Genomic DNA, 22,493 nt, shown 5'->3' with positions numbered 1-22,493 from the left:
GATAATATGCGAGCTTGCTAAAGGATATCAACAGGAGAAGTCGGCGCATCCTGCCGGATCAGTTCCCGGCGCTTCAGCTCGGCCCAGAACGCCGGTGGAATTTCAGCCCGGAAGGTTTGCAGGTTGTCTTCCAGTTGTGCAACCGTACGCACGCCGGGGATGTTGGTCGGGATCGCGGGATGGGCGAGAACGAATTGCAGCGCCGCCGCTTTGAGCGGTACCGAGTATTCCTGACATACCTGCTCGATCTTGCGCACGCGTTCAAGAATGGGCTCCGGCGCGGGCGAATAGTTGTATTTCGCGCCTGGCACCGCACCCGTCGCGAGAATGCCGCTGTTGTAGCCGCCACCGAGAATGACCGACACCTGCTGCTCTTCGCACAGCGGCAGGAAACCGTCCAGCGCGTCCTGCTCGAGCAAGGTGTAGCGGCCAGCCAGCAACAGGCAGTCGAAATCTTGCCGGCGAATGGCTTCGTGTGCGACCTGCCATTCGTTGACGCCGAGCCCCACCGCTTTCACGACCCCTTCGTCACGGAGTTTCAGCAGTGCTTTCGCCGCACCAGCCATCGCCGCGTCGAACATCTCGGGCTGACGCTCGCCGTGCGTAAAGACGTCGATGTCGTGAATCAGCGCGATATCGATGTGCTCCAGCGCTAAACGCTGCAGACTGTCTTCGATGGAACGCATCGTGCCGTCGTAGCTGTAGTCGAAAACGGTTTCGAAAGGCAACCCGTCGACCCATGGTTCAAAGTTGATCTCGGCGCGTTTGCGCGGCTTCAGCAGACGCCCCACCTTGGTGGACAGCACAAACTGGTCGCGCGGATACCAGCGCAGCCCTTGCCCGCAGCGCGCTTCGCTCAACCCGTGCCCGTACATCGGCGCGGTGTCGAAGTAGCGCACGCCCGCTTCCCACGCTGCCTTGATCAAGGCAGCCGAATCCTCTTCACTGATCGGCCTGAAGATGTTGCCGATCGGCGCGGCGCCGAAACCCATCACGGTCGTCTCGAGCCCTGAACGCGGCCATTTACGTTTTGCTACCGGATTCATTTTTATCTCCTTTGTCGATGGGAGTGAAGCCATTCGTTCCAGACTGACTGACACGCAACGCCCGTCTACTTGATCTTCGCTGCAGCCGCAAGCTTGCGCACCCCCTCTTTCGGGTCCTCGTTCGAGTTCATGAAATTCGTGACGACGTCGGTAATCGCGCCAGCAGTAACCGGCGACTGAAGATTGCCGAAGGCCAACGAAGGCAGGAACGCGCCAGATTTAATCGTGGCCTGCTCGTCGGCGAATGATTTCCTGGCGCAGCTATCGAACTTGTCCATGGGAACGTCCAGCCGAACAGGAATTGAACCCTTGTAGAGACTGAACTGCTGCTGGAAATCGACGGACATGATCGTCTTGGCAAGCGCAAGCTGCCCGGGCGACGCCTGCTTCTTACCGTTCTGCTGAAAGAACGCGAACGAATCCACGGTGTACGTGTAGGCATTCGACGTCCCCGGCGCGGCCGCGCAAATATAGTCGGCGTCTGGCTTCTTGTTCGCATTGGCGAATTCGCCCTTCGCCCAGTCGCCCATGAACTGCATGCCGCCCGAGCCGGAAATGACCATTGCCGTCGCGAGATTCCAGTCACGGCCGTGGTAGCCCTTATCGAAGTAACTCCGGATCTTCTGGACGACCTCGAACACCTGCACCATCTGCGGCGAAGTCAGCGTTTTCTGGTCAAGGTCAACAAGGGCTTTCCGGTAGAAATCCGGACCTTGGGAAAGCACGGCCGTCTCCCAGATGGTCATGTCTTGCCAGGGCTGGCCACCATGCGCGACAGGCGTGATGCCCGCTGCGCGAAATTTGTCGGCGAGCGCAAAGAATTCCGGCCACGTCGTGGGCGCCGTGCCCCCGACTTTTTCGAGGTCGGCCTTGTTGATCCACAACCAGTTGATTCGGTGTACCGAGAACGGCGCAGCCACATAGTGACCGCCTGCCTTCATGGAGCTATCTATCTGCGACGGCGAATGCGCTTTCCAATCGGTAGCGGACTGATCGACATTGACCAACATGTCCTGATCGGCCCAATCCTGAATCAGAGGCCCCTTGATCTGCGCGGCCGATGGTGCGTTGCCCGAGATGACCTGGGTCTTCAGCGCCGTCATGGCCGCCGCGCCCGCGCCTCCCGCTATGGCGAAGTCCTTCCACTCATAGCCCTGTTTGGTCATATCGTCCTTCAGCACCCGGATCGCTTTCGATTCGCCACCAGAGGTCCACCAGTGCAGTACCGAAAGCTGTTCGGCGGCCAAACCAGCATGAGTTCCAGCCATGAGCAGCGTAATACCCGTCGCAACCGACGTGAGTGATCGTTTCATTGCAGTCTCCGAAGTTTTCGTTATTTGATCGAGCGGCGCGTTCGAGGCCAGGTCGAACGCGCATGCGTGCCCGTTTTCATACGTGTCAAACGTCTTTACCGATCTACAGGTCAAACCCAAGTTGCGACTTGCCGAGCGGTGTCAGGTCGTCAGCCATGGCGCGTCCGCTGAAATCCACTTCGAAATGGTCAGCAGGAAAATCGGGCGGGCTTTCACCCTTGAGGAAGCTCGGCAACTGACGCCTCAGATAAGCGTCGTTTTTGGCGCACGCGGGCGCCGAGGCGATGTACATCACGTTGCTGTACCCCGCCCCCTTGTGCTCGTCTTCGACCGCATGGATGACATCGCTGTGCCAGAACACGGTGTCACCCGCTTCCATTTTGGGAATCGACGACAGTGCCTCGAACAATGGCGCATGAAATTCCGGCTTGATCGACAGCGCCCGTCCGGGCATTGCACCGCACAGGTCGTCCTCTGCGACATCGTCCTGAAGCGCGCGTAGCAGGATGTACACCATCGAATTGGCGATGGGCACGAGTTGCAGCGTGCCGTCGCCCGGGCCTTGCGGCGTCAAGGCAGTCCAGCCCTGGAACGTACGAAACATCGAACATACGGCCGGCGATGCGATTTCCTGCACGTCAGGTCGGAAAGCCGCATCGAACGCGTCGTAGTCGCGCCAGTTCCCGGCAAACACGTGGCGGTACACCTTCCGAAAATTGCTTTCGATCCAGCGCTCGACCGACCCGCCGTCGCAATGCGCCGACAGGCCAAGCGACGCAGAGCCTGGCGGCCGGCGACGCAGACGATCGGCATAGACCGGCACGCGCTCCGGATCGAAGTGCACCTGACCGCCGCTCTCATTGCGCCATAGCCGGTTCAGGAATACACGTGCTTCGGTTAGTGACGCTGACTGACGGGCCAGCACTTGCGGCTTCGACCAGTACACCCCATAGATCTGCGGTTTGCTGGACGCGAGCTGGCCAAAGTATTTGTCTTCAGCGCGGTTTTCCAAGTGCTTGTCGAGATGATTGCGCTCGACATAGTTGGCAATATCCTCGTCCCAACTCTGCACCAGCGCACGGGGGAAGACATTACGGATCACGCATGCGCCACGCGCCTTGACGACCGCGATCTGGTCCGCAGCGACACGTTGTTCGGCGATATCGGAAAACTGAATCTCGGGGATGACGTCTTCTCCACGATCCCTCTGGCTGGCAATTCGCCTCGCTTCGGTGCTGATCGCCTCTTCGACTTCGGCAAAGACCTGCCGGTAGTTCGGCAACGCCGCGCGCAGCTCCTTTTTCGCTTGCCGGATTGCGCTCGGCAAATCGTCGATTTTCAACGCCATGACTGTCTCCGTAGGGATTTGATATGCCCCGAGGATATGACGCGCATGCGTGGCTGGGTGATACTATTCAGGCAATCTTTTTGCGTATTCGGCCATGAAACCAGCCTATGAGCATGTCGACTTCGGTGGGGACTGTTCGGTGCGGGTTTACCATCGGCGGCTCCCGCGCATTCCGTTCGAGTGGCATCACCATCCGGAGTACGAGTTAACGCTGACGATGAACAGTCATGGCAAGCGCTACATCGGCGACTCTGTCAACGAATACGAGGCTGAGGATCTGGTCCTCGTGCCGCCGGATCTTCCGCACACCTGGGCGTCGAATCGTTCAATCGATCCATCCTCGCCACAGGTCGCCATCGTCATCTGGTTCGACGGCGATTGGGCGCGGCGTATGGCGGATTGTTGCCCCGAATACGAGCCGCTGCGCAAGCTGTTACGCAGGGCCGCGTGTGGGCTGGCCTTCGAGCCGCCTGCCGGCAAATGGATGCGCGAGCGCCTGGAACCATTGCTATCGAGCGTGGCGCGCGACCGCCTTGGCGCCGCCCTCGACATTATGTGCACGCTTGCCGACGCGCCGGGCCAGCCGCTCGCCTCGCCGAGTGCTTTCAACGAGGCGTCCACCGGCCCGTCTGGCCACGAGCCCGAACGGATCAACCGGGTCCTTTCGATGATTGACGCGCGCTTTGCCGAACCGTTGCGACTGTCAGAACTCTGCGCGGCCGCCAGCCTGTCGGAACGCTCGCTCACGCGTTATTTTGTTCGGCATATTGGTGAGAGCGTCGGCCGGTATATCACCCGGGTTCGTATTGGTCACGCGTGCCGAATGCTGGTTGACACCTCCCTGCCGGTTGCCGTCATCGCTGCTCGGTCGGGCTTCGCGAACGTCGCCAATTTCAATCGACAGTTCAGGGCCGCAAAGCAGGCGACGCCGGCCGAATATCGGCGGCAGTTCGCGGCTGCGGGTTCTCCGGATGAGGACGCAGCGGTTCGCTTGACCGAACGGTCTCCGTCACTTCAAAAGAAGCGCAAATTAGCGGGCGAGCGAAACGACGAAGAGATTGCTGGCCAGTACCGCGCCTGATCCCGGCAGATAGCAATCTGCGCCCCGTTTCCGCCCTTCGATGTCGTTCGGCGAGCAACATCGCGAACGTTACCCCGCACCGAACATAGTGTTAATTTTTATCAAAAAACACACTGTCTGGGGAAACTCCGTCAACGACATCGCAGTAGTTCCCGTTTAGGAAGGATCGGCGAATCACCCGCCGTGCATCGTCACTGCGGCGACAGGCCAAGTGCATTCATGGAATTCTATTTTGGAGTACGGTATGAAATATCCTCTCTTGGCAACGTTGGTCGCGAGCTTGGGAATTGGCCTATCCGGCGTGGCCAATGCCGTCAACGTAGACGTCAATATCGGCATGCCTGCCCCTGTAGTGGTCGCCCAGGCACCGGTTGTCATTGGCTGGTATGGGGACAGATATTACGACGGTCATCGCTACTGGGAGCGCCAGGAATGGGAAGACCATCACCACCACCATGGTGATCATGACCACTGCCCTCCGGGACACGCTAAAAAGGGCGAGTGCTAACTGCATCGCATCGCAACCGAACTGCTGACGTCGCGCGAACGGCTGCAGCAGTTGTCCGCACATCTGGCTGAACAAACCATCCAGATCGTGCGCAATGTGGCCGGTCACCTTCGGCCGGCCGCACTGAATTTCGGCCTCGCCTCCGCGCTGGAATGGCTCGCGGGGGAATTCACCCGCCACACTCACATTCCTTGTCACTTCAATGTCACGGGCAGCCGGGCGCTCCTCGGCTGCTATCGCAGGATATTTGTTCGCCCTATCAAAACATCGTACGCGATTAAATCTTTTGCGATTGACATCCATCGACCCTTCCCTCATCATGCAACGCATGCGATTACATCGCATGCGATTTAAAGCAGCTTGACACCCTTATCCACAAAGGAATCCATCATGACCAAGATCGACCAAGTCCTCCACTCTGGCAACAGCCACGCCACGATCAATCGAGACCCCAATGTCCAGCGCGGTGAGCTCGGAGTCCTCGACCTCAAACTGTCAGCGCCCGACGGTGAAAGCCGCGAGTTCGTCGCCACTGAGTTGCACCCGAGAGCCGAACAGTTGTTTTCGGGCGCGTGGTCAGCCTGTTACATCAGCGCGTTCGAGATTGCGGCCTCGCTGAAGAAGGTCACGCTGCCGTCCGACTATTCCGTGGACATCCAGGTCAGCATTGGGTCGGTCGGTGCCGGTCATTGCCTCGGCGCCCAGTTCACCATCCGCGCGCCTGGTCTGGCGACGGAAGTCGTCGAGACAATCGCGCACCTGGCCCATCAGATCTGCCCGTACTCGAAGGCTGTGCACGGCAACATCGAGGTCGGCCTGAATGTCGTCACCGCGTGATCGGATCAGGCATACGCACCTCGCTAATCTTCGCCCATTATTGATCGCATGCGATTATATCGCATACACTTTAAATACGCTTAACACCCCTTACTCACGAAGGAATGCATCATGGAAAAGATCGAAAAAGTCCTCGCCTCAGGCAACAGCCACGCCACGGTCAATCGCGACCCCAATCTCCAGCGCGGCGAGTTTGGCGTCTTCGACCTCAAGCTGACAGCGCCTGGCCTTGAAAACCTCGAGTTCATCGCCACCGAGCCGCACCCGAGAGCCGAACAGTTGTTTGCGGGTGCATGGTCGGCCTGTTACACCACCGTGTTCGGGATTGCGGCCCAGTTGAAGAAGGTCACGCTGCCGTCCGACTATTCCGTGGACATCCAGATAAACATTGGGCAGACCGGTGCCGCGTGGTTCCTCGGCGCCGAGTTCACCATCCGCGTGCCGGGTCTGGAAACGGAAGTCGTCGAGGCAATCGCGCGCCTCGCCCATCAGATCTGCCCGTACTCGAAGTCCGTGCACGGCAACATCGAGATCGGCATGAACATCGTTACGGCGTAATCCGCCCAGGCACGTGCATCTCGCTGAGGCACGTGCCTTTCACTGAACATCTTTTTAGGGAATTCCCATCATGAAGACCAAGCTCATCGTTGCACTGCTCATCGCCTTTTCGGCGTCCGCCGCCGCACCCGCGTTCGCCAGCGGCTATGGACCGGCCCCGTTCTACAAGCCCTCGGTTGGCGCACCGGCGTCGCAAAGCGGTCAGAGCGTGCGAACCGTCGCTGCCGAACGCGACGACGTCACTGGCTCGCAAGAGGCATATGGCGGAGTAGTCGCCGGACTCTCCCAGGCGGGCAGCCATGTCGCCGTGACGCCGCGCGGCAACCTGTTCGCACATCACTAGATCGTGCATTCCTCTGTCGCTGGGCCGTCGCGCATCGTCGTTGCTCCTGCGCGGCGGCCACAGCGGCAGGGAGGGCGCCGCCGCAAGACCTCTACGATGCGAAAGAGCTGGGCCCGGTGAAATTGACCACCGGCTGCACGCTGTACGGCAGCGGTCCAACTTTCACTACATTGCGATATAATCGCATGCGATATATGTCACTTCGTACGTCTTGTGAAACATCAGGCTCTACTAGCCAAAGAGGATACAGATGAAATCCACAGATCAACTGGCACCCGCAAATCCCATGCTCTCCGACTATCTGTGCTTTGCGATCTACTCCGCGAACCTGGCGTTCGGCAAGGCATACAAGCCGATACTCGAGGAGCTTGGGCTCACTTACACGCAATACATCACGATCATTGCGCTGTGGGAGACAGACAATCAGACCGTCAGCGGACTGGGCGAGAAGCTGTTTCTCGAATCCAACACGCTTACGCCGATCCTGAAGAAGCTTGAAGTGATGGGTTATCTGGAAAGGCAGCGCGACCCCGAAGACGAGCGTCAGGTGCGGATCTGCCTGACGAAAAGCGGTCGACGCTTGCGCGAAAAAGCCCTGAAAATGGACCTCGTCGAGGCGACGGGCCTCGCGCCCGACGAGTTCGCGAAGATGCAAAAGGCGATCGTGACGTTGCGGAGCAATCTTATCAAGTCAGTCCAGGACGGCGAATGAGCGCTTGGCGGTCGTAATGCCGCTATCCTATTCGGGCCTTCACGCATCGTAGGCCAGGGGGCGATAGTGTCAGTCTCGCGCAATCACAGCCATTTCAAAGCCGACTGCCCGAGAACGAGTAGTTCGTCAAACTGGGTTATCAGTTCAAAACACAAAACAAACAGCAACGCATAAGAGGGCCCGGGAAATCTGTGCATCCATCGCAGGATCGGCACTGCAAAACGTGTTCTAACGGCGTCCCGAGTCATTATCCAGGTCATGATCATTCCGATTGCCGCCCCCGCGAGTATGTCGGTCGGATAGTGCCAGCCGAGATAAACGCGCGGCAGGCATATGAAGACCGCGGTGTACAGAAGTGCGAACACGCCGACGCCGCGCCAGACGAGAAAAATCCCAGTCGCGACCGCCATCCACAGCATCGCGTGGTCACTCGGAAAGGAACTCCACGTTGGCAGCACGGCCACTCCCGGACCACCTGATGGAAAATGCAAGTGCAGCTCGGGGTTATAGATAGGCCGTATCCGGAATGGTAAATAATGGCCAAAAAGCCTGAAAATTGTGAGCGCAAGAAGGCAGCTCGCGATCGTTGCGACGACCATTTCACGCTCCCATCCACCACGCTGAGTGGGTTTGAACCATATCCACCACAATAAGGGTATGAGCACGAACCCCTTGAATGTATATAGGCCCGCGATGACTCTTATCGCGTGGTTCAAGATGGTGGAACTCAAAGCAACGTGCGTCAGGAAAGTTTGGATTGCTGTGTCGAAAACGTCCATTCGGCAACTTCTCCCGATCTTTACTTATAAGAAAATGTTTAATTAGCGGAAGCCGGCGTGGACTTCTTGGAAATCTGGAACGCGTTAAGTGTGCCACCCAATACGAAAGAGATGAAACTTCACAAAATAAAGGGCCCGGGACAATCGTAGAGGGCCGGCTAAGGATCGGCTTCATCGCGCAGTGGGCGCATTGCGCCGCGTGGCGCGGCCACCAGCTTTGCGAACGTCAGACTTTCAGCGCTCGGCAAAGCACCCCCCGCAAATCCGCTTATTGCTCGACAACGCCGAGCAGCGCCTGCTTGCCTCCAACGTATTTGTAGAGCGAAATCACGCCGTGCTTCAGATCGCCCTTCGCATCGAATTGCGTTTCTCCGAGCACCCCCTGATGATCGGTCGCAGGCATTGCAGCAAGGATTTTTGCAGGCTCGGTTGATTGCGCGCGCTTCATCGCATCAATGATGACACCCACCGCGTCGTACGCAAACGGTGAGTTCAGAACCGGCGCGTAACCGAAGCGCTTCTTGTAGCGCTCGACGAACGCCGGCCCACCGGTCATCTTCAGCAGCGGCGCGCCGGCGATCGAGCAAATTACGTTGTCGGCCGCATCGCCCGCGAGTTTCGCGAGATCGTCGGCACACAAGCCATCGCCGGCCAGCACTTTCATCGTCATGCCCAACTGCTTCGCCTGTTTCGCGAACGGGCCGCCCGTGCCATCGAGACCGCCATACATGATCGCGTCCGGCTTTTCGCCCTTGATCTTGGTGAGAATCGCGCGGAAATCGACGGCCTTGTCAGTGCTCGCGTCATGCGAGAGCACCGCAATGCCGTTGGCTTTCGCCTGCTTTTCGAATTCGACAGCAAGACCCTGGCCGTATGCGGTCGAGTCGTCGACGATGGCGACTGTCTTGACCTTCAGCGTTTTCGCCGCATAGTCGGCGAGCGTCGGCCCTTGCTGGGCATCGGTCGCGACCACGCGATACGCGGTCTTGAAGCCCTGTTGCGTATAGGCGGGATTCGTCGCGGACGGTGACACCTGTGCGATGCCTGCATCGCTGTAGATCTTCGATGCCGGAATCGTCGAGCCGGACTGCATGTGGCCGACCACCGCGACGACCTTGTCGTCCACCAGCTTCTGTGCGACCTGGGTGGCCTGACGCGGGTCGCCCGCATCGTCCTGCGCGTCGAAGACCAGCGTCACCTTTTTTCCGCCGATCACGAGGCCCGTCTGGTTGATCTCCTCGACCGCGAGCCGGGCGCCGTTCTCGGTGTCCTTGCCGAGATACGAGGCCGGCCCCGTCACGGGTGCGGCCTCGCCGATCTTCACCACCTCGTCGGCACGGGCGACGCCCACTGCAGCGGCCGCCGATGCTCCCAGAATGCAAACGGTCGCCATACCGCGACCCAAGACTGTGCTTGTGCTCATGCTTCACCCGAAAAGAAGTTGTAAAGGTCGGAACGGACGGTAACGGCCGCCCGCCGATCGGAAACACGCGGCCTGTGGACGGTGTGCCTGCCTTCGCCTGATCGTTCGCACCCCACAGTGCGGCGTCGTTCGTTAGCGGGTTTGAATTTATGCAGCCAGAAAGCCCCGGGATTGCATTGATCTGCCGGAAAATAGAAGAATTGCGGCAGGGCCGCACTGGACGGAATCGCCGTGCGTCGCCGTATAATCTGGGCGATCCGCCCTCGAGTTCGCGCATGACGACTGCCGACAATTCCAGTCAGGTAACCCAGACTGCTCACCAACTGGTCGAACAACTGGACGCGCTACCGCGCACGCTTCAGGCGCGCCCAAGCCGTTCGGGCGCGGAACTGAGCGTCGGCATCCTGTTGTGGCCGCGCTTTCCAATGCTTTCGCTGGGCGGTCTGTGTGATGCGCTGCGTCACGCAGCGGACCGCGGCGATCAGAGCCGTCAGCTACGCTGCCTGTGGACCATCGTCGGCGCCGAGGGCGAATCGGTCGAAGCGAGCTGCGGCATTCCGGTGCAGGCGCAGTCCACGTTTCCAGACGTCACGCAATTCGACTATCTCGTCGTGATCGGCGGTTTGCTTCCCCATCTCGATCAAGTCGACCGGCGCTACTGGGATTATCTGAAACAGGCTGCCGACGCGGGCGTTCCGCTCATCGGCATGTGCACGGGCAGCTTCGTTCTGGCGCGTGCCGGCTTGATGGAAGACCATGTTGCCTGCGTGCACAGCTTTCACCTCGACGATTACCGGCGTATGTTCCCGGCGCTGCGCGTCGTGACTCACGCCGATTACCTGATCGACGGCACGCGCATTACCTGTGCGGGCGGCATTTCGGTGGTGGAGATGGCCGCGCGGCTGATCAGCCTGCACTGCGGACCGGACCGTGCGTCGAAAGTGATCCATCAGATGACGGTTAGCCGCCAGGGCGGCTCGTCGTTCGTCGAGCGGCGCGCGGCGCTCGGCTACCTGTCGGTCGAGGATGCGACCGTGCGCCACGCGGTGCTGCTGATGGAAGAGAACCTCGAAGCGCCGTTGAACATCGTGGTCATCGCGAAGATGATCGGCACCAGTGTGCGCAATCTCGAGCGCGCGTTTGCGACCGAGATGAACACATCGCCAAATGAGTTTTACCGGCGGATGCGACTACGCTACGCACGCTGGATGCTGGTCAATACAACACGCAAGATCACCGATATCGCCTACGAGTGCGGCTTCGCGGACTCCGCGCATTTCATCCGCGTGTTTCGCGAGGCGTATGGCGTAACGCCCGGCAAGCTGCGCGCATCGCGAGGCGCGGCCGCCGCCTGATCCATCCCGCCGCCCTTCTACCCGCAAGCCTGTCGCGATTCTTCTACTTTCCGGCAGATCAATGCAATTCGGCGCATCGATAGCGCCGTACAGTCCGGTCAATGGGCTGACGACGCACCCGCGGCACACGGCCTCCCTGCAAACACACGAATAAAGCGAGTGCAGCCGTATGCAGATATTGATCCTCGGTGCGGGCGTCATTGGCTTGTCGAGTGCGTATTACCTGAGCCGCGCCGGCCACGACGTAACGGTCGCGGACCGGCATCCGGACGTAGCGAGCGAGACCAGTTCTGGCAACGGCGGCCAGCTATCGTATAGCTATGTCGCGCCGCTCGCCGGCCCCGGTGTCGTCTCGAAGCTGCCGCGCTGGCTCACGCGCGGGGATTCACCGGTGCGCTTCCGCCCGAAGCTGAGCACCGAACAGTGGCGCTGGTGCTTCGAATTCCTGTCGGCATGCACGCGCGAACGAAGCGAATTCACGACACGCAAACTGCTGTCGCTGTCGTTCCTGAGCCGGACGCTGATCCATGAACTGATCGCCGCCGAACCGGCGCTCGACTTCGACTTCGTCCGGTCGGGCAAGCTCGTGCTGCATCGTGACGCGAGCGAGATGCAGAGCGCGGTCAAGCTGCTTGAATTCCAGCGCACGCTCGGCTGCGAACAAAAGGCGCTGAGCGCCGACGCGTGCGTCGAACTCGAACCGACGCTCGCGCACCTGCGGTCCATTCTCGCGGGCGGCATTCATACGCCGAGCGAAGACACGGCCGATTGCGAACGCTTCTGCAAGAGCCTCGAAGCGTTGCTGCGCGCTCGCGGCGTGCAGTTCCTGATGAACACATCGATCGATTGCCTGAGGCCTGCAGCAAGCGGTAGCGTCGAAGCCTGGAGCAACGGTGCGCCGCTCGCGGCAGACCATGTCGTCGTCGCGTTAGGCTCGGCTGCAGCACGGCTACTGAAGCCGGTCGGCATCCGTGTGCCGATCTATCCGCTCAAAGGCTACAGCCTGACGTTCGATCTGCAACCACAGACGGCCGCGCCCCAAGTGAGCATTACCGACTTTAGCCGCAAAGTGGTTTATGCCCGGCTCGGCGAGCGGCTGCGCGTTGCGGGCATTGCCGATATCGACGGCTATTCACTCGAACCCGATCCCACACGTCTCGCGACGCTGCGGGCGGAGGCGGCCGCAATGTACCCCGACGTCGCCAGATCTTGCGCGGGTAGTGAATGGATCGGGTTGCGTCCGGCGACGCCACGCGGCACGCCGATCGTCGGACCGACGCGCTACCGCAATCTGTGGCTCAACGTCGGGCATGGCGCACTCGGTTTCACGCTTGCGACGGGTTCGGCGGCGCTGCTGGCGCAGTGGCTGGCAAGCAGCAACGGCCAGGAACTGCGCAGCGCATTCGCCCTTTCGCATTGACGCCGCAAGGCGATGCACTGCGTGACGCCGCTCCCCCTCCAGAACATCATCGACCTCGCATGACAGAAAAGGCCAACATCATCGTTATCGGTACAGGCGGCACCATTGCCGGCCAAGGCAAAGCCGCCATCAACACGTCCGCCTACCTGTGCTCTGTGCTCGGCATCGATGAGATTCTCCGCACGATTCCACATGCGTCTGCGCTGGCGAATTTGCGCGCGGAGCAGTTGTTGCAAACCGGCTCCGAGAATTTCAACAACGAACATCTGCTTGCAATCGGCAGGCGCGTTTCCAGATTGCTCGCGCAGGATGACGTTGATGGCGTTGTGATCACGCACGGTACCGATACGATCGAGGAAACTGCGTACTTTCTGCATCTCACGCTCAAGAGCGCAAAGCCCGTAGTCGTGGTCGGCTCGATGCGGCCGCCGTCTGCAATGAGTTCTGACGCGGCGTTGAATCTTTACGATGCAATTGCGGTGGCTGCGCATCCATCCTCGCGTGGCATCGGCACGCTGGTCGTTGCCAACGACGAGATCCACACTGCCCGGGACGTCGTAAAGAGCAACAGCGTCAAGCTCGAGGCGTTCCGTTCGCCGTACGGCGCGCTTGGCCATGTGATCGAAGGCCAGCCGCGCTACTATCGTCGCCCATGGCGTGCCCATACGCTCGACACGCCGTGGTCGATCGATACGCTTGGGGCATTGCCCAAAGTAGACATCGTCTATGCGTACGGCGCGCTCGCTCCCGACGCAGTGAACGCAATCGCCTCGCGCGCGCGAGGGCTGATCTATGTGGGCACCGGCAACGGCAACGTCGCCGAGCATCTCATCGAGCCGCTGCGCGACGCTGCCCGACGCGGGGTTCATGTGGTGCGCGCATCGCGCACCGGCAATGGAATCGTGTTACGTAATGGCGCACAGCCCGACGACGAATACGGCTGGCTCACCGTCGAAGATCAGATCCCCCCAAAAGCCCGCATCCTTCTGACGCTGGCGCTCACCCAAGCGGACGACATGCAAGCGTTGCAAGTCGCCTTCGAGCGCTACTGAAGCGCATCCTCCGATTGCGCGACAGCCGAGTAACCCAAGGAGATCGTCACCGCGGGCGCTGTCGGCATATTTTCGAATCGACGTCAACGAAGTAGCACGTTGAAAGGACGGCAATTTCCGAACGAAAACTTTCCGCGCCTTACCGATGGCCGAGATGAGACGGGAATCCACTCCTTACCAGGCATTTGGAAGTGTTGTCATCGCTTACTCTAAATGCTCAACTCGTAAGGAGGTCAAACATCATGAGCATACAAAGTGTAAGTGGTTCACAAACCAGCACGAGCCTGCTTTCTGTCGGCGCCACTCGCCGCTCGGCCGGCGGCGGCTGCGAATCGGGGTCGTCCTCGTCGTCTTCGTCGACCAGTTCGACGGACTCGAATTCGCTGTTGTCGGCACTCGAGGCGGCGTTGTCGGCCCTTGGAATTGGCAGCACGTCATCGACCACCGCTACGTCGGGTACGTCGAGCACGACGGCTTCTTCAAGCTCGGCCAGCACCTCAGCCTCTTCCACCTCTTCCACGAGCGACTCGTCGTCAACGAACTCGATTTCCGGAGCGCTACAGGCCTTTCTCGGGGCGTTGTTTCAGGCACTGGGGTCGCTTCAGCAAACGGGCAACGGTGATGGCTCCACGTCTAATAGCACGAGCGGCTCGACGAACTCGATCGCGACTTCTTCCTATGGAGATATTGGCGGGGCGCTGAATGCGCTCGCCCAGGAACTCGGGTCCGGCAGCACGACGAGTTCAGGTACCGCGTCCAGTACCTCGGATGCAAGCAGCGATTCTTCTTCGTCTTCTTCTCAGGCGTCGACACTGCAGACGGATTTTCAGTCCCTGTTGAGCTCACTTGGCGATAGCAACTCGGGCACGTCGTTGCAGTCGTTTGTGCAGACACTCGCGGATAATCTCAAGGGACATCCGCATATGCAAACGGTTGGGAGCCTGGTGTCGACTACGGCTTAAAGTAACGAAAGTACGAGCGGTCTTTTGTCCTTCCTGATGACACGATCAGGAAGGACGAACGCCGGAGCGTCGTTTAATGAACGCTTTCGTTTCCGGTGCGAGGATGGATCCCGGAGTAGCGACATGAAGTAATATTCCCACGGCAGCAAAGCATCGTTTTGACAATGGATGCTTCGCTGCGTTCGACGGTCTCTGGTTGTGAATATGAACCGCGTGTCGAAGTAAAGGAGAAATGTAAATGGAGACAGTCGCATTGGCAGCAGCTATTGGGCGGCGTCAGTCATGAGTTCACAGATTCCGCCGATCGTGCCTGCGCAAACCGCGCTCGTCGTCATGCATTATCAGACCGACATTCTCGGGCTCTTTCCATCGGTCGCGCCGGCCTTGCTCGCCAATACGCGCAAGCTATGCGACGCAGCGCGGGCCAAAGGCGTCAGCGTCTATTTCGCCAACCTCCGGTTCAGTCCGGGCTATCCGGAAGTCAGCCCATTGAACAAGAATGGGCAGGGAATCAAGCAACTTGGCCTCTTCGTCGACGATCGGCCCTCGCCGGAGTTAGGCCAGCAGGCGAGTGAACCGGTCATCATCGCGCATCGCGCCAGCGTGTTCTTCGGCACCGATCTGCAGGCACGACTTTTCGCACAAGGTGTCGATTCGCTGATTATGGTCGGCATTGCGTCGACGGGTGTCGTGTTGTCGTCGGTGGCATATGCTAGCGACGCGGACTTCCGCCTGTACACGGTCAAGGATTGCTGTTACGACCCGGATCAGGTGGTGCATGACCATCTGTTCTCCACCGCGTTCGATTCGCGCACCACGGTGCTGTCGCTCGCGGATGCCTTGCTGCTGCTCGCCTAGACGTTCGACGTCCGCGCCGGCTTCATCCGTGCTCGATGCCAAGCAGCCGCGCGTCCAGCCGACGCGCCAGCGCCGCGCCGCCTTCGCGCATCACTGCATCGTGGTTCCATTGGAAAACCGGGCGCAACACCGGCGCCAATGCATTCATCCATGCGCGAGTCGTACGCACGCACCAGTCGTAGCGGACTACGGTAAGGTTGCGTCCGTCGGTTGAAAAGCTCCACCGGCCGGCGCCTTCGACGTCGCCACTGGCCTCCCCCTCCAGCGCGACCAACGGGTCGACGCGCGTCACCCGCATATCGAACACGAGGCGATAGGGCAGCCGGCCTTTCCACGTATAGCGTTGTACGACGCCCACGCCCTGATCGGAACCGGCCTCTAGCTGGTCCACGCGCTCAACGTTATTCCACCACTCGGGCCAGCGCGCCGAATCGTGGATTGCCGCCCAAACTTCCTGCACTGGCGCATCGATGCGCCAAATGGTGGAAAAGCGGTATTCAGCCGTCCGCAAGCTGCCTCCGTTCTTAGCATTCTTCTGGAGATTTTGTCAGATGCTCACTGCACTTGCCATCACCGGCGAAACGGCACCGCGTTACCCCACCTCGATATCTCATCGAGCCGTCCGCAACAAACCGCAGGACAGCCGAAGGCAGCCGGTCAGTGCATACGAGCCGACGGCCGATCGGCGGAACCATCACGAACGCTATTGAAGACGCGGCAGGCGCACAGCGAACGCGGTTTCTGCCTCGTCGGACCGCGCCTCGATCTCGCCGCCATGGGCCTTGGCAATCTCGCGCGCGATATACAGTCCGAGCCCCAGGTTGCCGTCGGCGTTATATGAGTCTTCATGATGCAGGCCACGCTGGAGCGGGTCGAAGATCCGATGCAGCGTCGTTTGATCGATGACAGGTCCCTGGTTTCTCACCTCGAAACGAACGTTCCGCTCTTCGCCGATCACGACTACTCGCACGGGCGCGTCTGGCGCGCCGTATTTGATCGCATTCAACACCAGATTGCCGAGCAACTGCTGCAGACGGCGGCCGTCCCAAACACCCCGACAGTCCCCTTCCACCGCCAGATCGATCTGACGGTCCGGGTGCGCTGCCCGCAACTGGTCGAGTTCGTCGGCAAGCAGTTTCTCCAGGTCGGCATCAGTCGGCGCGATATTGATCCCTAAACCCAGCCGGGTTCGATTGAAATCGAGCATATCGTTCAGAAGCGCCTGCATGCGAGCGCCGCTTCTGATCAAACGGGATGCCGCTACGGATACCTGCTCCCCAGCGTTCAGTGCCGCCAGATATTGGGCCGTCATCACGATGGTCTGGAGTGGGCTGCGCATGTCGTGCCCCAGCATGCCAAGCAAAAGATTGCGAGCCTGATCGACTTGCGCGCTGAAATACCCGACCGATTCGGCAAGCGCCTGATCGATGGCCTCGTTGAACCGGATGACATCATCCGGATGTGGCGCTTCGGGCTGACATTCGTCCATCCAGAGGCGCAGGACACTGGCGCGCAAGGCGCGGTACTCTGCAGCCAACTGGTTAATGTCGAACCCGCCTCGCGCCCGCAGAAGGGCGTGCGTCTGCGCACCGGTCTCTGGCGCCCCGATCAGTATGGGAGCCCGCCCCATCGACTTTTCGGCTTGCGCTTCCCGGGTCTGGGCCGTCGACAGATCCTTCGCGACGGCTTGCAGAATCTGTTGCGCGTGGTCTCGCAGGGCGAGCGATTTCATGTCCACGGCTGCCGGCAACAGAGTAGCGGCGAACGTCTCCCATTGCACCAGAATCGTTTCCATGTCGCGCAGGATGAAGTCAGCCAATCGCATGTTTGCCCTCAAAGAAGCAGAAAAAGACAGTATGGCGCATTCGCTGAACTTATATTGCGCACAAGTAGCTGCTTTGATTCTATCCGGTCCCTAAATTGCGTGACATAGGGGGCAACCTATAGGCGGACGAGGAAGCCCTCAAGCGCCCGATTGAACGCTGCATTGTCTTCGACATGAGGTATATGCCCAATTCCCGGCAGCACGTTCATGCGTGCGTCAGGCAACAGTCGTGACAGGCGTAATCCGTCGCTAAGGGGCGTTACGCCATCGGTCGTCCCCCAGATCACCTCGACCGGCATGCTCAGTGACGCGTAGTCCGACGAGCGACTGCTTCTGCTAAGCCCTGGATCATTGACGAATGCATCCAGCCAGTATCCGTACGCCTGCGTTGTTCCAACCACAGAAAGCGGTCGCCGATAGACGGCAATCCGGTCAGCCGTCAGCGCGTCATGACGCGAGGTGAATTTCCGCAGAAACCATCCGGTGAGCCATGGATTGGTCGCCGTTGCAGCGATCACAGGCCGCGCCACGGCCGGTAGCTCAATCAGGCTGCCGAGCAACCCGCGTTCGGCTGGCGGCGGATCGATAGAGAGCGCAACGTCCACCAGTACCGCCGCTTTGAATCGGCTGGGTTCGGCCATCAGCGCTTCGACCGTGGCTCGCCCGCCAAACGAATGACCAACGAGAATCACCCGCGAAAGCTTCAGCGTGTCGAGCATCCCGAGAATGCGCAAGGCCTGATGGCCTGTGTCGTACGTATTGTCCGCGGGCCGGCTGGTGTACCCAAATGGCGGCAGATCCACCGCGATGCAGTGATAGCCGGCCTGAGCGAGATAGTCCATGGTCGGAAGCCATGTCGAACTCCAGGCGCCCACGCCTGAAATGAAGACGATCGGCTGTCCACTAGCAGGGCCGCGTTCCTGTATCAGCATGTCCACGTCCGCCGCACGCACGAAGCGCGATCCGGCCGGCGCCGCGCTCCGTGCGATGTCCCGCTCGCGGCTATGGGCGATCAGATCCGCGCCGCCTAATACGGCAATCAGCGCGATGATCGGTACAGCGACCAGTGCGACCGCGACTTTATAGAGTTTCATGGCGTTTCACACATTCTTTTTTATGCTTGATGGGTTCGGCGGCACACTTATTCTGGCCGATGATTATGTACAGTTATGCTCAGCCAATTTTCTCAAGATTGAGATCGACCGATAATATCAAGTCCGCTTAAACTTGCGTTCCGAATGAAACGTTTTGATGGCTTCAGGAATCGCCAATTGACTTCCGGGAATAGGCAAAAATAAAAAATGCTATTAACCACCCTCACCCCCGCTTTCTTTTTGAGCCGCGGCCGTATCACCCGCAGCGAATGGCTGACCCGGATCATTATTGCCGCATTCGTATGCGCCGCCTTCGGCAGTCTTGCCGGTTCCTGGTTTGGCGAGATCGGTGCGGCCGTCTTCGCGATCGTTTTTCTCTGGAGCGCGGTTGCGCTCTCCACCCAGCGCCTGCACGACACCGGACGGTGCGGATGGTCGTTGCTGACCGCCATCGTTCCGGTGTTCGGGCCGATCTGGGTGCTGATCCACGTGCTGCGCCGCGGCGTCGATCACGAGAACCGCTTTGGCCCCGATCCGGCAACTCGCGCGGATTACCTCAAAGTCAACATCGGGGAGTGACACAAACATGGCAACAGTCAACGACGTCACTCAGCTAAACCGGATTCCCGTATTTTCAATCGCTACGCCCACCTCCACGCAGGAAGTCGTCGAGGCGCTCACCCAGACCAATCTGCCGGTGTCGGTAGGCGGCGGCCACTTCAGCATGGGCGGACACACCGCGAGTCCTGGCACCCTGCATCTGGACATGCGCAAGATGAACCGTGTACTCCGGTTCGAACCGCACACGTCGGTGATTCGCGTGCAGGCCGGTATCCGCTGGTGCGATATCCAGCGGTTTATCGATCCGCACGGCCTGTCGGTCAAGATCATGCAGACCTACGCGAACTTTACCGTGGGCGGTGCGCTGTCGGTGAACGCCCACGGACGATACATGGGATTGGGGCCGGTCGTGCTGTCGGTACGGGCGATTACGCTCGTGCTCGCCAACGGCGAAGTAGTCAACGCCACTCCCACCGAGAACACCACGTTGTTCAACGCGGCGATTGGCGGATATGGCGGCGTAGGCATCATCACTGAAGCGGAGCTCGACCTTGTGCCCAATACGCGGGTCAAGCGCAGCGATCGCAAGATGCGCACTGCCGATTACAAAGCATGGTTCGATACAACCGTGCGCAGCCATCAAGATGTGATCTTCCACAATTTCGACCTCTATCCGCCGCGCTATACGCGCGGCCGGGCGATTAGCTGGACGGTCACCGACGAGCCGGCCACGTCGGCGCGATTGCAGCCGCTCAGTCGCGGCTTTCTTGCTGCGAAATACTTTCTATGGGCAATCACCGAAACGCCGCTCGGCAAGTTTCGTCGAGAGTATCTGTATGACCCGCTGCTGCATTTCGGCAAGAAGGTGCACTGGCGCAATTACGAAGCCGGTTACGATGTCGCAGAACTCGAGCCAGTCGGGCGACGCCGGCGCACGTATGTGCTGCAGGAGTACTTCGTGCCCGTAGACGCCGTCACGCGATTCGCCGAGGCGTTATCGGCGATCCTCTCGCGGCATCGGGTGAACGCGGTCAACATTTCGATCCGCCATGCGCTCGCCGACAACCGCACCGTCATGGCGTGGGCGCGCGGAGAGACGTTTGCCTTCGTGCTCTACTACAAGCAGCGCACTCGCGAGAATGCCAAAGAGCGCGTTGCGGTATGGACGCGCGAACTGATCGACGCCGTGCTCGCCGTGGGTGGCACCTACTATCTGCCCTACCAGTTGCATGCAACGCGCGAGCAGTTCCATCGTGCCTATCCGCGAGCGCGCGAGATGTTTGCGCTCAAGCGGGAGCTCGATCCGCAATACCGCCTGCGTGGTGCGCTGTGGGATCGCTACTATGCGCCTGAGCGAAGCGTGCTAGATGCGGCGCCTGATGTGACGGCGGCACAAGAGGACAGCAACAGCAACGGCACCCTGTTCGCCACGATCTATCGTAACGAGCGCGAAGCCGATCGTTTCTATGCGTTCCTGCAGAACATTTTCAATGTGCTGCCCGAAGACCGTCTGCATACGTTGATCAAAACTTCGACAGCCGAACACACGGGCGACGAGCGGATCTATCGCGCGATCCAGGCGGGCCTCCAATCGATCACGCCGCGCCTCGCGATGCTCACGCACGCGCTGCCGTCCCTGTCGATGCAGAAGGCTGAAATGGGCCGGCAAGCCGCCATGCTGCTGGGCGATTCGCCGTTGCAGGATTATGTCGAGATTGGCACGACAGGGCGCTACGTTCGGGCCATGAAGAAGTATCTGCGGCTCAAAGGCAAGGTAACCCTGGTTCATGACGTGCGGCCAGGAATGAGCCCGGTCGATATTGTCGAACGTGGACAGATCGGCTCGATCGGCGAGTTCCAGCCGTTGAACGACTACGCGCCCATCGCGCTGCCTGCGGCTAGCGCGGACCTGGTGAGTTGCTTTGTCGGCTTGCACCACATGGCGCCGGCGAAGCTCGCGCCGTTTCTCGACTCGATCGCGCGAATCGTCCGCCCCGGTGGCTATTTCGTGGTCCGCGATCACGACGTCACAACGCCGACAATGGACGCATTCGTTTCACTCGCCCATACGGTTTTCAACGCGGGCCTCGGCGAAACGTGGGAAACCAACCGGTCGGAGTTGCGTCATTTCGCCAGCGTGGACGACTGGATCGCGCGCGTCGAAGCGACAGGTTTTCGCCATACCGGAATGCGCCTGACCCAGCAAGGCGATCCGTCGGACAACATCCTGATGGCGTTCGTGCGCCATGGAGAGGCGGCATGAAGCGGCCGTTGCGCAAGGCGCTTCTTACCATCACCACCACCATCGCCATCGGCGTCGCGCTCACATTCGCGATGCCGGTTGCGCATGCGGCGGCGTCCTCCGCGGCGGCTGAGACACCGGGAGCCTCATTCCAAAGCCCCGTGCCGGCGGCGGATCGCCGCGGCACCGAGCAGACGCTGCTGACTTTTCCGGAGTGGTATCTCGTGCACAGCCCGGCGGAGTACGCGCGAATCGTGCAACACGAACCGTCGCACGACTTTCCGTTTCTGGATCAGATCGGCCAGCTCTGGTCGAGTTACGCGACCGTCACGCGTGAGCAGATGCACGACAACTATCCGCTCAATCCCGGTTACCACGTGATGATCTGGGTGATCGCATCGAGTACGACCGTGGAGTATGCGCTGCGCTCCCTCTACGAAAATACCGTGGGTCGCGCGAGTTGGCTGCTCGGCGGAAAAAAGCTCACCGACGAGGACCGCTATGGCGCCCAGGCGGCTCAGGAGTACGTGGACTTCATCCGTCAGGAGCCCTGGTACCTGTTCGATTTCGGCGCCCGCCTTCATCATCTCTGGAGCGATGTCCCGCTGTGGGGACCGGATCTCGTACGCAAATGGGAACGCCGCTACGCGCTGACCACCGAATACGCGATCAAGGCGGTGTACGGAAAACTGATCGAGAAGGCGACGCGGGCCACCTACACACCGGCCCTGATGACGACCGATGTGGTCGTCGACCGCCTGCCCGATGGGTGGTCGGCGCCGGCTCACGTCAGCGTGCTTGCCCGTCTGCCCGACGGTCGGGCGTTACTTGCGTTGCCGCGCTATTTCGACTTCAGACTTGCGGCGACAACGCTTGCGCAACAAGGCATTCATCTCACCGACATCGCCGGCAACACATCGGTCATTCTGGTCACGGTGTGGGCGAAAGATGACGCCCCGTTGCCCGCCGGCAGCGGCCGCATATTGTTCGAACAGCCGCTGACAATGCCGGCCCATACACGACGCGTCGCGTTGTTGATACCGGTTCATGGCCTGTCCGACTTTCTGGCGGCAGCCGGAAAAAACGGCCTGGTGACGGAGCATGTGTACGACTATTGAATCGGCAGAGGGTGTGGAGTTTCTGCTGGAAACGGACAAGCCTGACCGGCGCTCTATG

The 22,493-nt window shown here is 60.1% G+C and carries 23 protein-coding genes; 14 read left to right on the top strand and 9 right to left on the bottom strand.

Annotated elements, in window-relative coordinates; genetic code table 11:
- Positions 1 to 17 precede the first annotated feature (17 nt).
- The 3 genes from FSO04_RS13890 to FSO04_RS13880 all read right to left on the bottom strand — a co-directional run bounded on the left by FSO04_RS13890 (position 18) and on the right by FSO04_RS13880 (position 3,707).
- Positions 18 to 1,046, bottom strand: a complete 1,029-nt coding sequence (locus FSO04_RS13890; protein ID WP_154560230.1) for an aldo/keto reductase — start codon at positions 1,044 to 1,046, stop codon at positions 18 to 20.
- A 65-nt stretch (positions 1,047 to 1,111) separates the two neighbouring features.
- On the bottom strand, positions 1,112 to 2,359 hold the full coding sequence (locus tag FSO04_RS13885) for an ABC transporter substrate-binding protein (protein ID WP_154560229.1): 1,248 nt from the start codon (positions 2,357 to 2,359) through the stop codon (positions 1,112 to 1,114).
- A 103-nt stretch (positions 2,360 to 2,462) separates the two neighbouring features.
- On the bottom strand, positions 2,463 to 3,707 hold the full coding sequence (locus tag FSO04_RS13880) for a DUF1479 domain-containing protein (protein WP_154560228.1): 1,245 nt from the start codon (positions 3,705 to 3,707) through the stop codon (positions 2,463 to 2,465).
- Positions 3,708 to 3,801: 94 nt separating this feature from the next.
- Here FSO04_RS13880 and FSO04_RS13875 point away from each other — a divergent pair, with 94 nt between their 5' ends.
- The 7 genes from FSO04_RS13875 to FSO04_RS13850 all read left to right on the top strand — a co-directional run bounded on the left by FSO04_RS13875 (position 3,802) and on the right by FSO04_RS13850 (position 7,746).
- A complete protein-coding gene (locus FSO04_RS13875; protein WP_154560227.1) occupies positions 3,802 to 4,788 on the top strand; it encodes a helix-turn-helix domain-containing protein in 987 nt (328 codons plus the stop codon).
- A gap of 244 nt (positions 4,789 to 5,032) precedes the next feature.
- Entirely contained in the window at positions 5,033 to 5,296 is a 264-nt protein-coding gene (locus FSO04_RS48280) for a hypothetical protein (RefSeq protein WP_166618182.1), read from the top strand.
- Positions 5,297 to 5,347: 51 nt separating this feature from the next.
- Positions 5,348 to 5,650, top strand: coding sequence for a hypothetical protein (locus FSO04_RS48495; protein ID WP_166618181.1), 303 nt, complete (start codon positions 5,348 to 5,350; stop codon positions 5,648 to 5,650).
- A gap of 36 nt (positions 5,651 to 5,686) precedes the next feature.
- Positions 5,687 to 6,133, top strand: coding sequence for an Ohr family peroxiredoxin (locus tag FSO04_RS13865; protein ID WP_154560225.1), 447 nt, complete (start codon positions 5,687 to 5,689; stop codon positions 6,131 to 6,133).
- Between the two features lie 111 nt (positions 6,134 to 6,244).
- Positions 6,245 to 6,691, top strand: a complete 447-nt coding sequence (locus tag FSO04_RS13860) for an OsmC family protein (RefSeq protein WP_154560224.1) — start codon at positions 6,245 to 6,247, stop codon at positions 6,689 to 6,691.
- 70 nt (positions 6,692 to 6,761) lie between these two features.
- The gene (locus tag FSO04_RS13855) at positions 6,762 to 7,034 is read left to right on the top strand and encodes a hypothetical protein (protein ID WP_154560223.1); all 273 of its coding nucleotides are present in this window, start codon (positions 6,762 to 6,764) and stop codon (positions 7,032 to 7,034) included.
- A 250-nt stretch (positions 7,035 to 7,284) separates the two neighbouring features.
- Positions 7,285 to 7,746, top strand: a complete 462-nt coding sequence (locus FSO04_RS13850; RefSeq protein ID WP_154560222.1) for a MarR family winged helix-turn-helix transcriptional regulator — start codon at positions 7,285 to 7,287, stop codon at positions 7,744 to 7,746.
- Between the two features lie 83 nt (positions 7,747 to 7,829).
- On the opposite strand, the gene FSO04_RS13845 is transcribed toward FSO04_RS13850, so the two are convergent.
- Both FSO04_RS13845 and FSO04_RS13840 read right to left on the bottom strand, forming a co-directional pair.
- On the bottom strand, positions 7,830 to 8,525 hold the full coding sequence (locus FSO04_RS13845) for a phosphatase PAP2 family protein (protein ID WP_154560221.1): 696 nt from the start codon (positions 8,523 to 8,525) through the stop codon (positions 7,830 to 7,832).
- Positions 8,526 to 8,793: 268 nt separating this feature from the next.
- Positions 8,794 to 9,918: a branched-chain amino acid ABC transporter substrate-binding protein gene (locus FSO04_RS13840; protein ID WP_154560251.1), complete on the bottom strand. Its 1,125-nt coding sequence runs from the start codon at positions 9,916 to 9,918 to the stop codon at positions 8,794 to 8,796.
- A 305-nt stretch (positions 9,919 to 10,223) separates the two neighbouring features.
- Between FSO04_RS13840 and FSO04_RS13835 the strand changes: the two genes are divergently transcribed.
- The 3 genes from FSO04_RS13835 to FSO04_RS13825 all read left to right on the top strand — a co-directional run bounded on the left by FSO04_RS13835 (position 10,224) and on the right by FSO04_RS13825 (position 13,775).
- Positions 10,224 to 11,303 carry a GlxA family transcriptional regulator gene (locus FSO04_RS13835; protein ID WP_154560220.1) on the top strand — a complete coding sequence of 360 codons (1,080 nt, stop codon included), beginning with the start codon at positions 10,224 to 10,226 and terminating at the stop codon, positions 11,301 to 11,303.
- A gap of 169 nt (positions 11,304 to 11,472) precedes the next feature.
- Positions 11,473 to 12,723 carry a D-amino acid dehydrogenase gene (locus FSO04_RS13830; RefSeq protein ID WP_154560219.1) on the top strand — a complete coding sequence of 417 codons (1,251 nt, stop codon included), beginning with the start codon at positions 11,473 to 11,475 and terminating at the stop codon, positions 12,721 to 12,723.
- 59 nt (positions 12,724 to 12,782) lie between these two features.
- A complete protein-coding gene (locus tag FSO04_RS13825; RefSeq protein WP_154560218.1) occupies positions 12,783 to 13,775 on the top strand; it encodes an asparaginase in 993 nt (330 codons plus the stop codon).
- Positions 13,776 to 13,992: 217 nt separating this feature from the next.
- Here the strand turns inward: FSO04_RS13825 and FSO04_RS13820 are convergent, their stop codons facing one another.
- Positions 13,993 to 14,295 carry a hypothetical protein gene (locus FSO04_RS13820; RefSeq protein ID WP_154560217.1) on the bottom strand — a complete coding sequence of 101 codons (303 nt, stop codon included), beginning with the start codon at positions 14,293 to 14,295 and terminating at the stop codon, positions 13,993 to 13,995.
- A gap of 724 nt (positions 14,296 to 15,019) precedes the next feature.
- On the opposite strand from FSO04_RS13820, the gene FSO04_RS13815 reads away from it, so the two are divergent.
- Positions 15,020 to 15,595: a cysteine hydrolase family protein gene (locus FSO04_RS13815; protein ID WP_154560216.1), complete on the top strand. Its 576-nt coding sequence runs from the start codon at positions 15,020 to 15,022 to the stop codon at positions 15,593 to 15,595.
- A 22-nt stretch (positions 15,596 to 15,617) separates the two neighbouring features.
- On the opposite strand, the gene FSO04_RS13810 is transcribed toward FSO04_RS13815, so the two are convergent.
- From FSO04_RS13810 to FSO04_RS13800, 3 genes are all read right to left on the bottom strand, one after another.
- Positions 15,618 to 16,106, bottom strand: coding sequence for an SRPBCC family protein (locus tag FSO04_RS13810; RefSeq protein WP_154560215.1), 489 nt, complete (start codon positions 16,104 to 16,106; stop codon positions 15,618 to 15,620).
- 192 nt (positions 16,107 to 16,298) lie between these two features.
- On the bottom strand, positions 16,299 to 17,420 hold the full coding sequence (locus FSO04_RS13805) for a sensor histidine kinase (protein ID WP_154560214.1): 1,122 nt from the start codon (positions 17,418 to 17,420) through the stop codon (positions 16,299 to 16,301).
- Positions 17,421 to 17,536: 116 nt separating this feature from the next.
- A complete protein-coding gene (locus tag FSO04_RS13800; protein WP_154560213.1) occupies positions 17,537 to 18,514 on the bottom strand; it encodes an alpha/beta fold hydrolase in 978 nt (325 codons plus the stop codon).
- A gap of 207 nt (positions 18,515 to 18,721) precedes the next feature.
- Between FSO04_RS13800 and FSO04_RS13795 the strand changes: the two genes are divergently transcribed.
- From FSO04_RS13795 to FSO04_RS13785, 3 genes are read left to right on the top strand one after another with little or no spacing between them, the layout of a single operon-like run.
- A complete protein-coding gene (locus FSO04_RS13795) occupies positions 18,722 to 19,093 on the top strand; it encodes a DUF805 domain-containing protein (protein ID WP_154560212.1) in 372 nt (123 codons plus the stop codon).
- Between the two features lie 7 nt (positions 19,094 to 19,100).
- On the top strand, positions 19,101 to 21,338 hold the full coding sequence (locus FSO04_RS13790; protein ID WP_154560211.1) for an FAD-binding protein: 2,238 nt from the start codon (positions 19,101 to 19,103) through the stop codon (positions 21,336 to 21,338).
- The gene (locus FSO04_RS13785; protein WP_233464839.1) at positions 21,335 to 22,435 is read left to right on the top strand and encodes a hypothetical protein; all 1,101 of its coding nucleotides are present in this window, start codon (positions 21,335 to 21,337) and stop codon (positions 22,433 to 22,435) included. Before FSO04_RS13790 ends, FSO04_RS13785 begins: the two co-directional genes overlap by 4 nt.
- The last annotated feature ends 58 nt before the right edge of the window (positions 22,436 to 22,493 follow it).

Source organism: Paraburkholderia madseniana (assembly GCF_009690905.1).
Lineage (GTDB): Bacteria > Pseudomonadota > Gammaproteobacteria > Burkholderiales > Burkholderiaceae > Paraburkholderia > Paraburkholderia madseniana.
The sequence above is the reverse complement of the archived record's forward strand: the minus strand, read 5'-3'. Positions and strand labels throughout refer to the sequence as shown.

Excerpts from the sequence above, each read along its gene's own strand:
- FSO04_RS13850 (WP_154560222.1), top strand. The coding sequence starts at position 7,285 with ATGAAATCCACAGATCAACTGGCACCCGCAAATCCCATGCTCTCCGAC.
- FSO04_RS13875 (WP_154560227.1), top strand. The coding sequence starts at position 3,802 with ATGAAACCAGCCTATGAGCATGTCGACTTCGGTGGGGACTGTTCGGTG.
- FSO04_RS13890 (WP_154560230.1), bottom strand. The coding sequence starts at position 1,046 with ATGAATCCGGTAGCAAAACGTAAATGGCCGCGTTCAGGGCTCGAGACG.
- FSO04_RS13865 (WP_154560225.1), top strand. The coding sequence starts at position 5,687 with ATGACCAAGATCGACCAAGTCCTCCACTCTGGCAACAGCCACGCCACG.
- FSO04_RS13880 (WP_154560228.1), bottom strand. The coding sequence starts at position 3,707 with ATGGCGTTGAAAATCGACGATTTGCCGAGCGCAATCCGGCAAGCGAAA.
- FSO04_RS13790 (WP_154560211.1), top strand. The coding sequence starts at position 19,101 with ATGGCAACAGTCAACGACGTCACTCAGCTAAACCGGATTCCCGTATTT.
- FSO04_RS13785 (WP_233464839.1), top strand. The coding sequence starts at position 21,335 with ATGAAGCGGCCGTTGCGCAAGGCGCTTCTTACCATCACCACCACCATC.
- FSO04_RS13800 (WP_154560213.1), bottom strand. The coding sequence starts at position 18,514 with ATGAAACTCTATAAAGTCGCGGTCGCACTGGTCGCTGTACCGATCATC.
- FSO04_RS13835 (WP_154560220.1), top strand. The coding sequence starts at position 10,224 with ATGACGACTGCCGACAATTCCAGTCAGGTAACCCAGACTGCTCACCAA.
- FSO04_RS13860 (WP_154560224.1), top strand. The coding sequence starts at position 6,245 with ATGGAAAAGATCGAAAAAGTCCTCGCCTCAGGCAACAGCCACGCCACG.
- FSO04_RS13795 (WP_154560212.1), top strand. The coding sequence starts at position 18,722 with ATGCTATTAACCACCCTCACCCCCGCTTTCTTTTTGAGCCGCGGCCGT.
- FSO04_RS13840 (WP_154560251.1), bottom strand. The coding sequence starts at position 9,918 with ATGGCGACCGTTTGCATTCTGGGAGCATCGGCGGCCGCTGCAGTGGGC.
- FSO04_RS13855 (WP_154560223.1), top strand. The coding sequence starts at position 6,762 with ATGAAGACCAAGCTCATCGTTGCACTGCTCATCGCCTTTTCGGCGTCC.
- FSO04_RS13845 (WP_154560221.1), bottom strand. The coding sequence starts at position 8,525 with ATGGACGTTTTCGACACAGCAATCCAAACTTTCCTGACGCACGTTGCT.
- FSO04_RS13885 (WP_154560229.1), bottom strand. The coding sequence starts at position 2,359 with ATGAAACGATCACTCACGTCGGTTGCGACGGGTATTACGCTGCTCATG.
- FSO04_RS48280 (WP_166618182.1), top strand. The coding sequence starts at position 5,033 with ATGAAATATCCTCTCTTGGCAACGTTGGTCGCGAGCTTGGGAATTGGC.
- FSO04_RS13805 (WP_154560214.1), bottom strand. The coding sequence starts at position 17,420 with ATGCGATTGGCTGACTTCATCCTGCGCGACATGGAAACGATTCTGGTG.
- FSO04_RS13825 (WP_154560218.1), top strand. The coding sequence starts at position 12,783 with ATGACAGAAAAGGCCAACATCATCGTTATCGGTACAGGCGGCACCATT.
- FSO04_RS13830 (WP_154560219.1), top strand. The coding sequence starts at position 11,473 with ATGCAGATATTGATCCTCGGTGCGGGCGTCATTGGCTTGTCGAGTGCG.
- FSO04_RS13815 (WP_154560216.1), top strand. The coding sequence starts at position 15,020 with ATGAGTTCACAGATTCCGCCGATCGTGCCTGCGCAAACCGCGCTCGTC.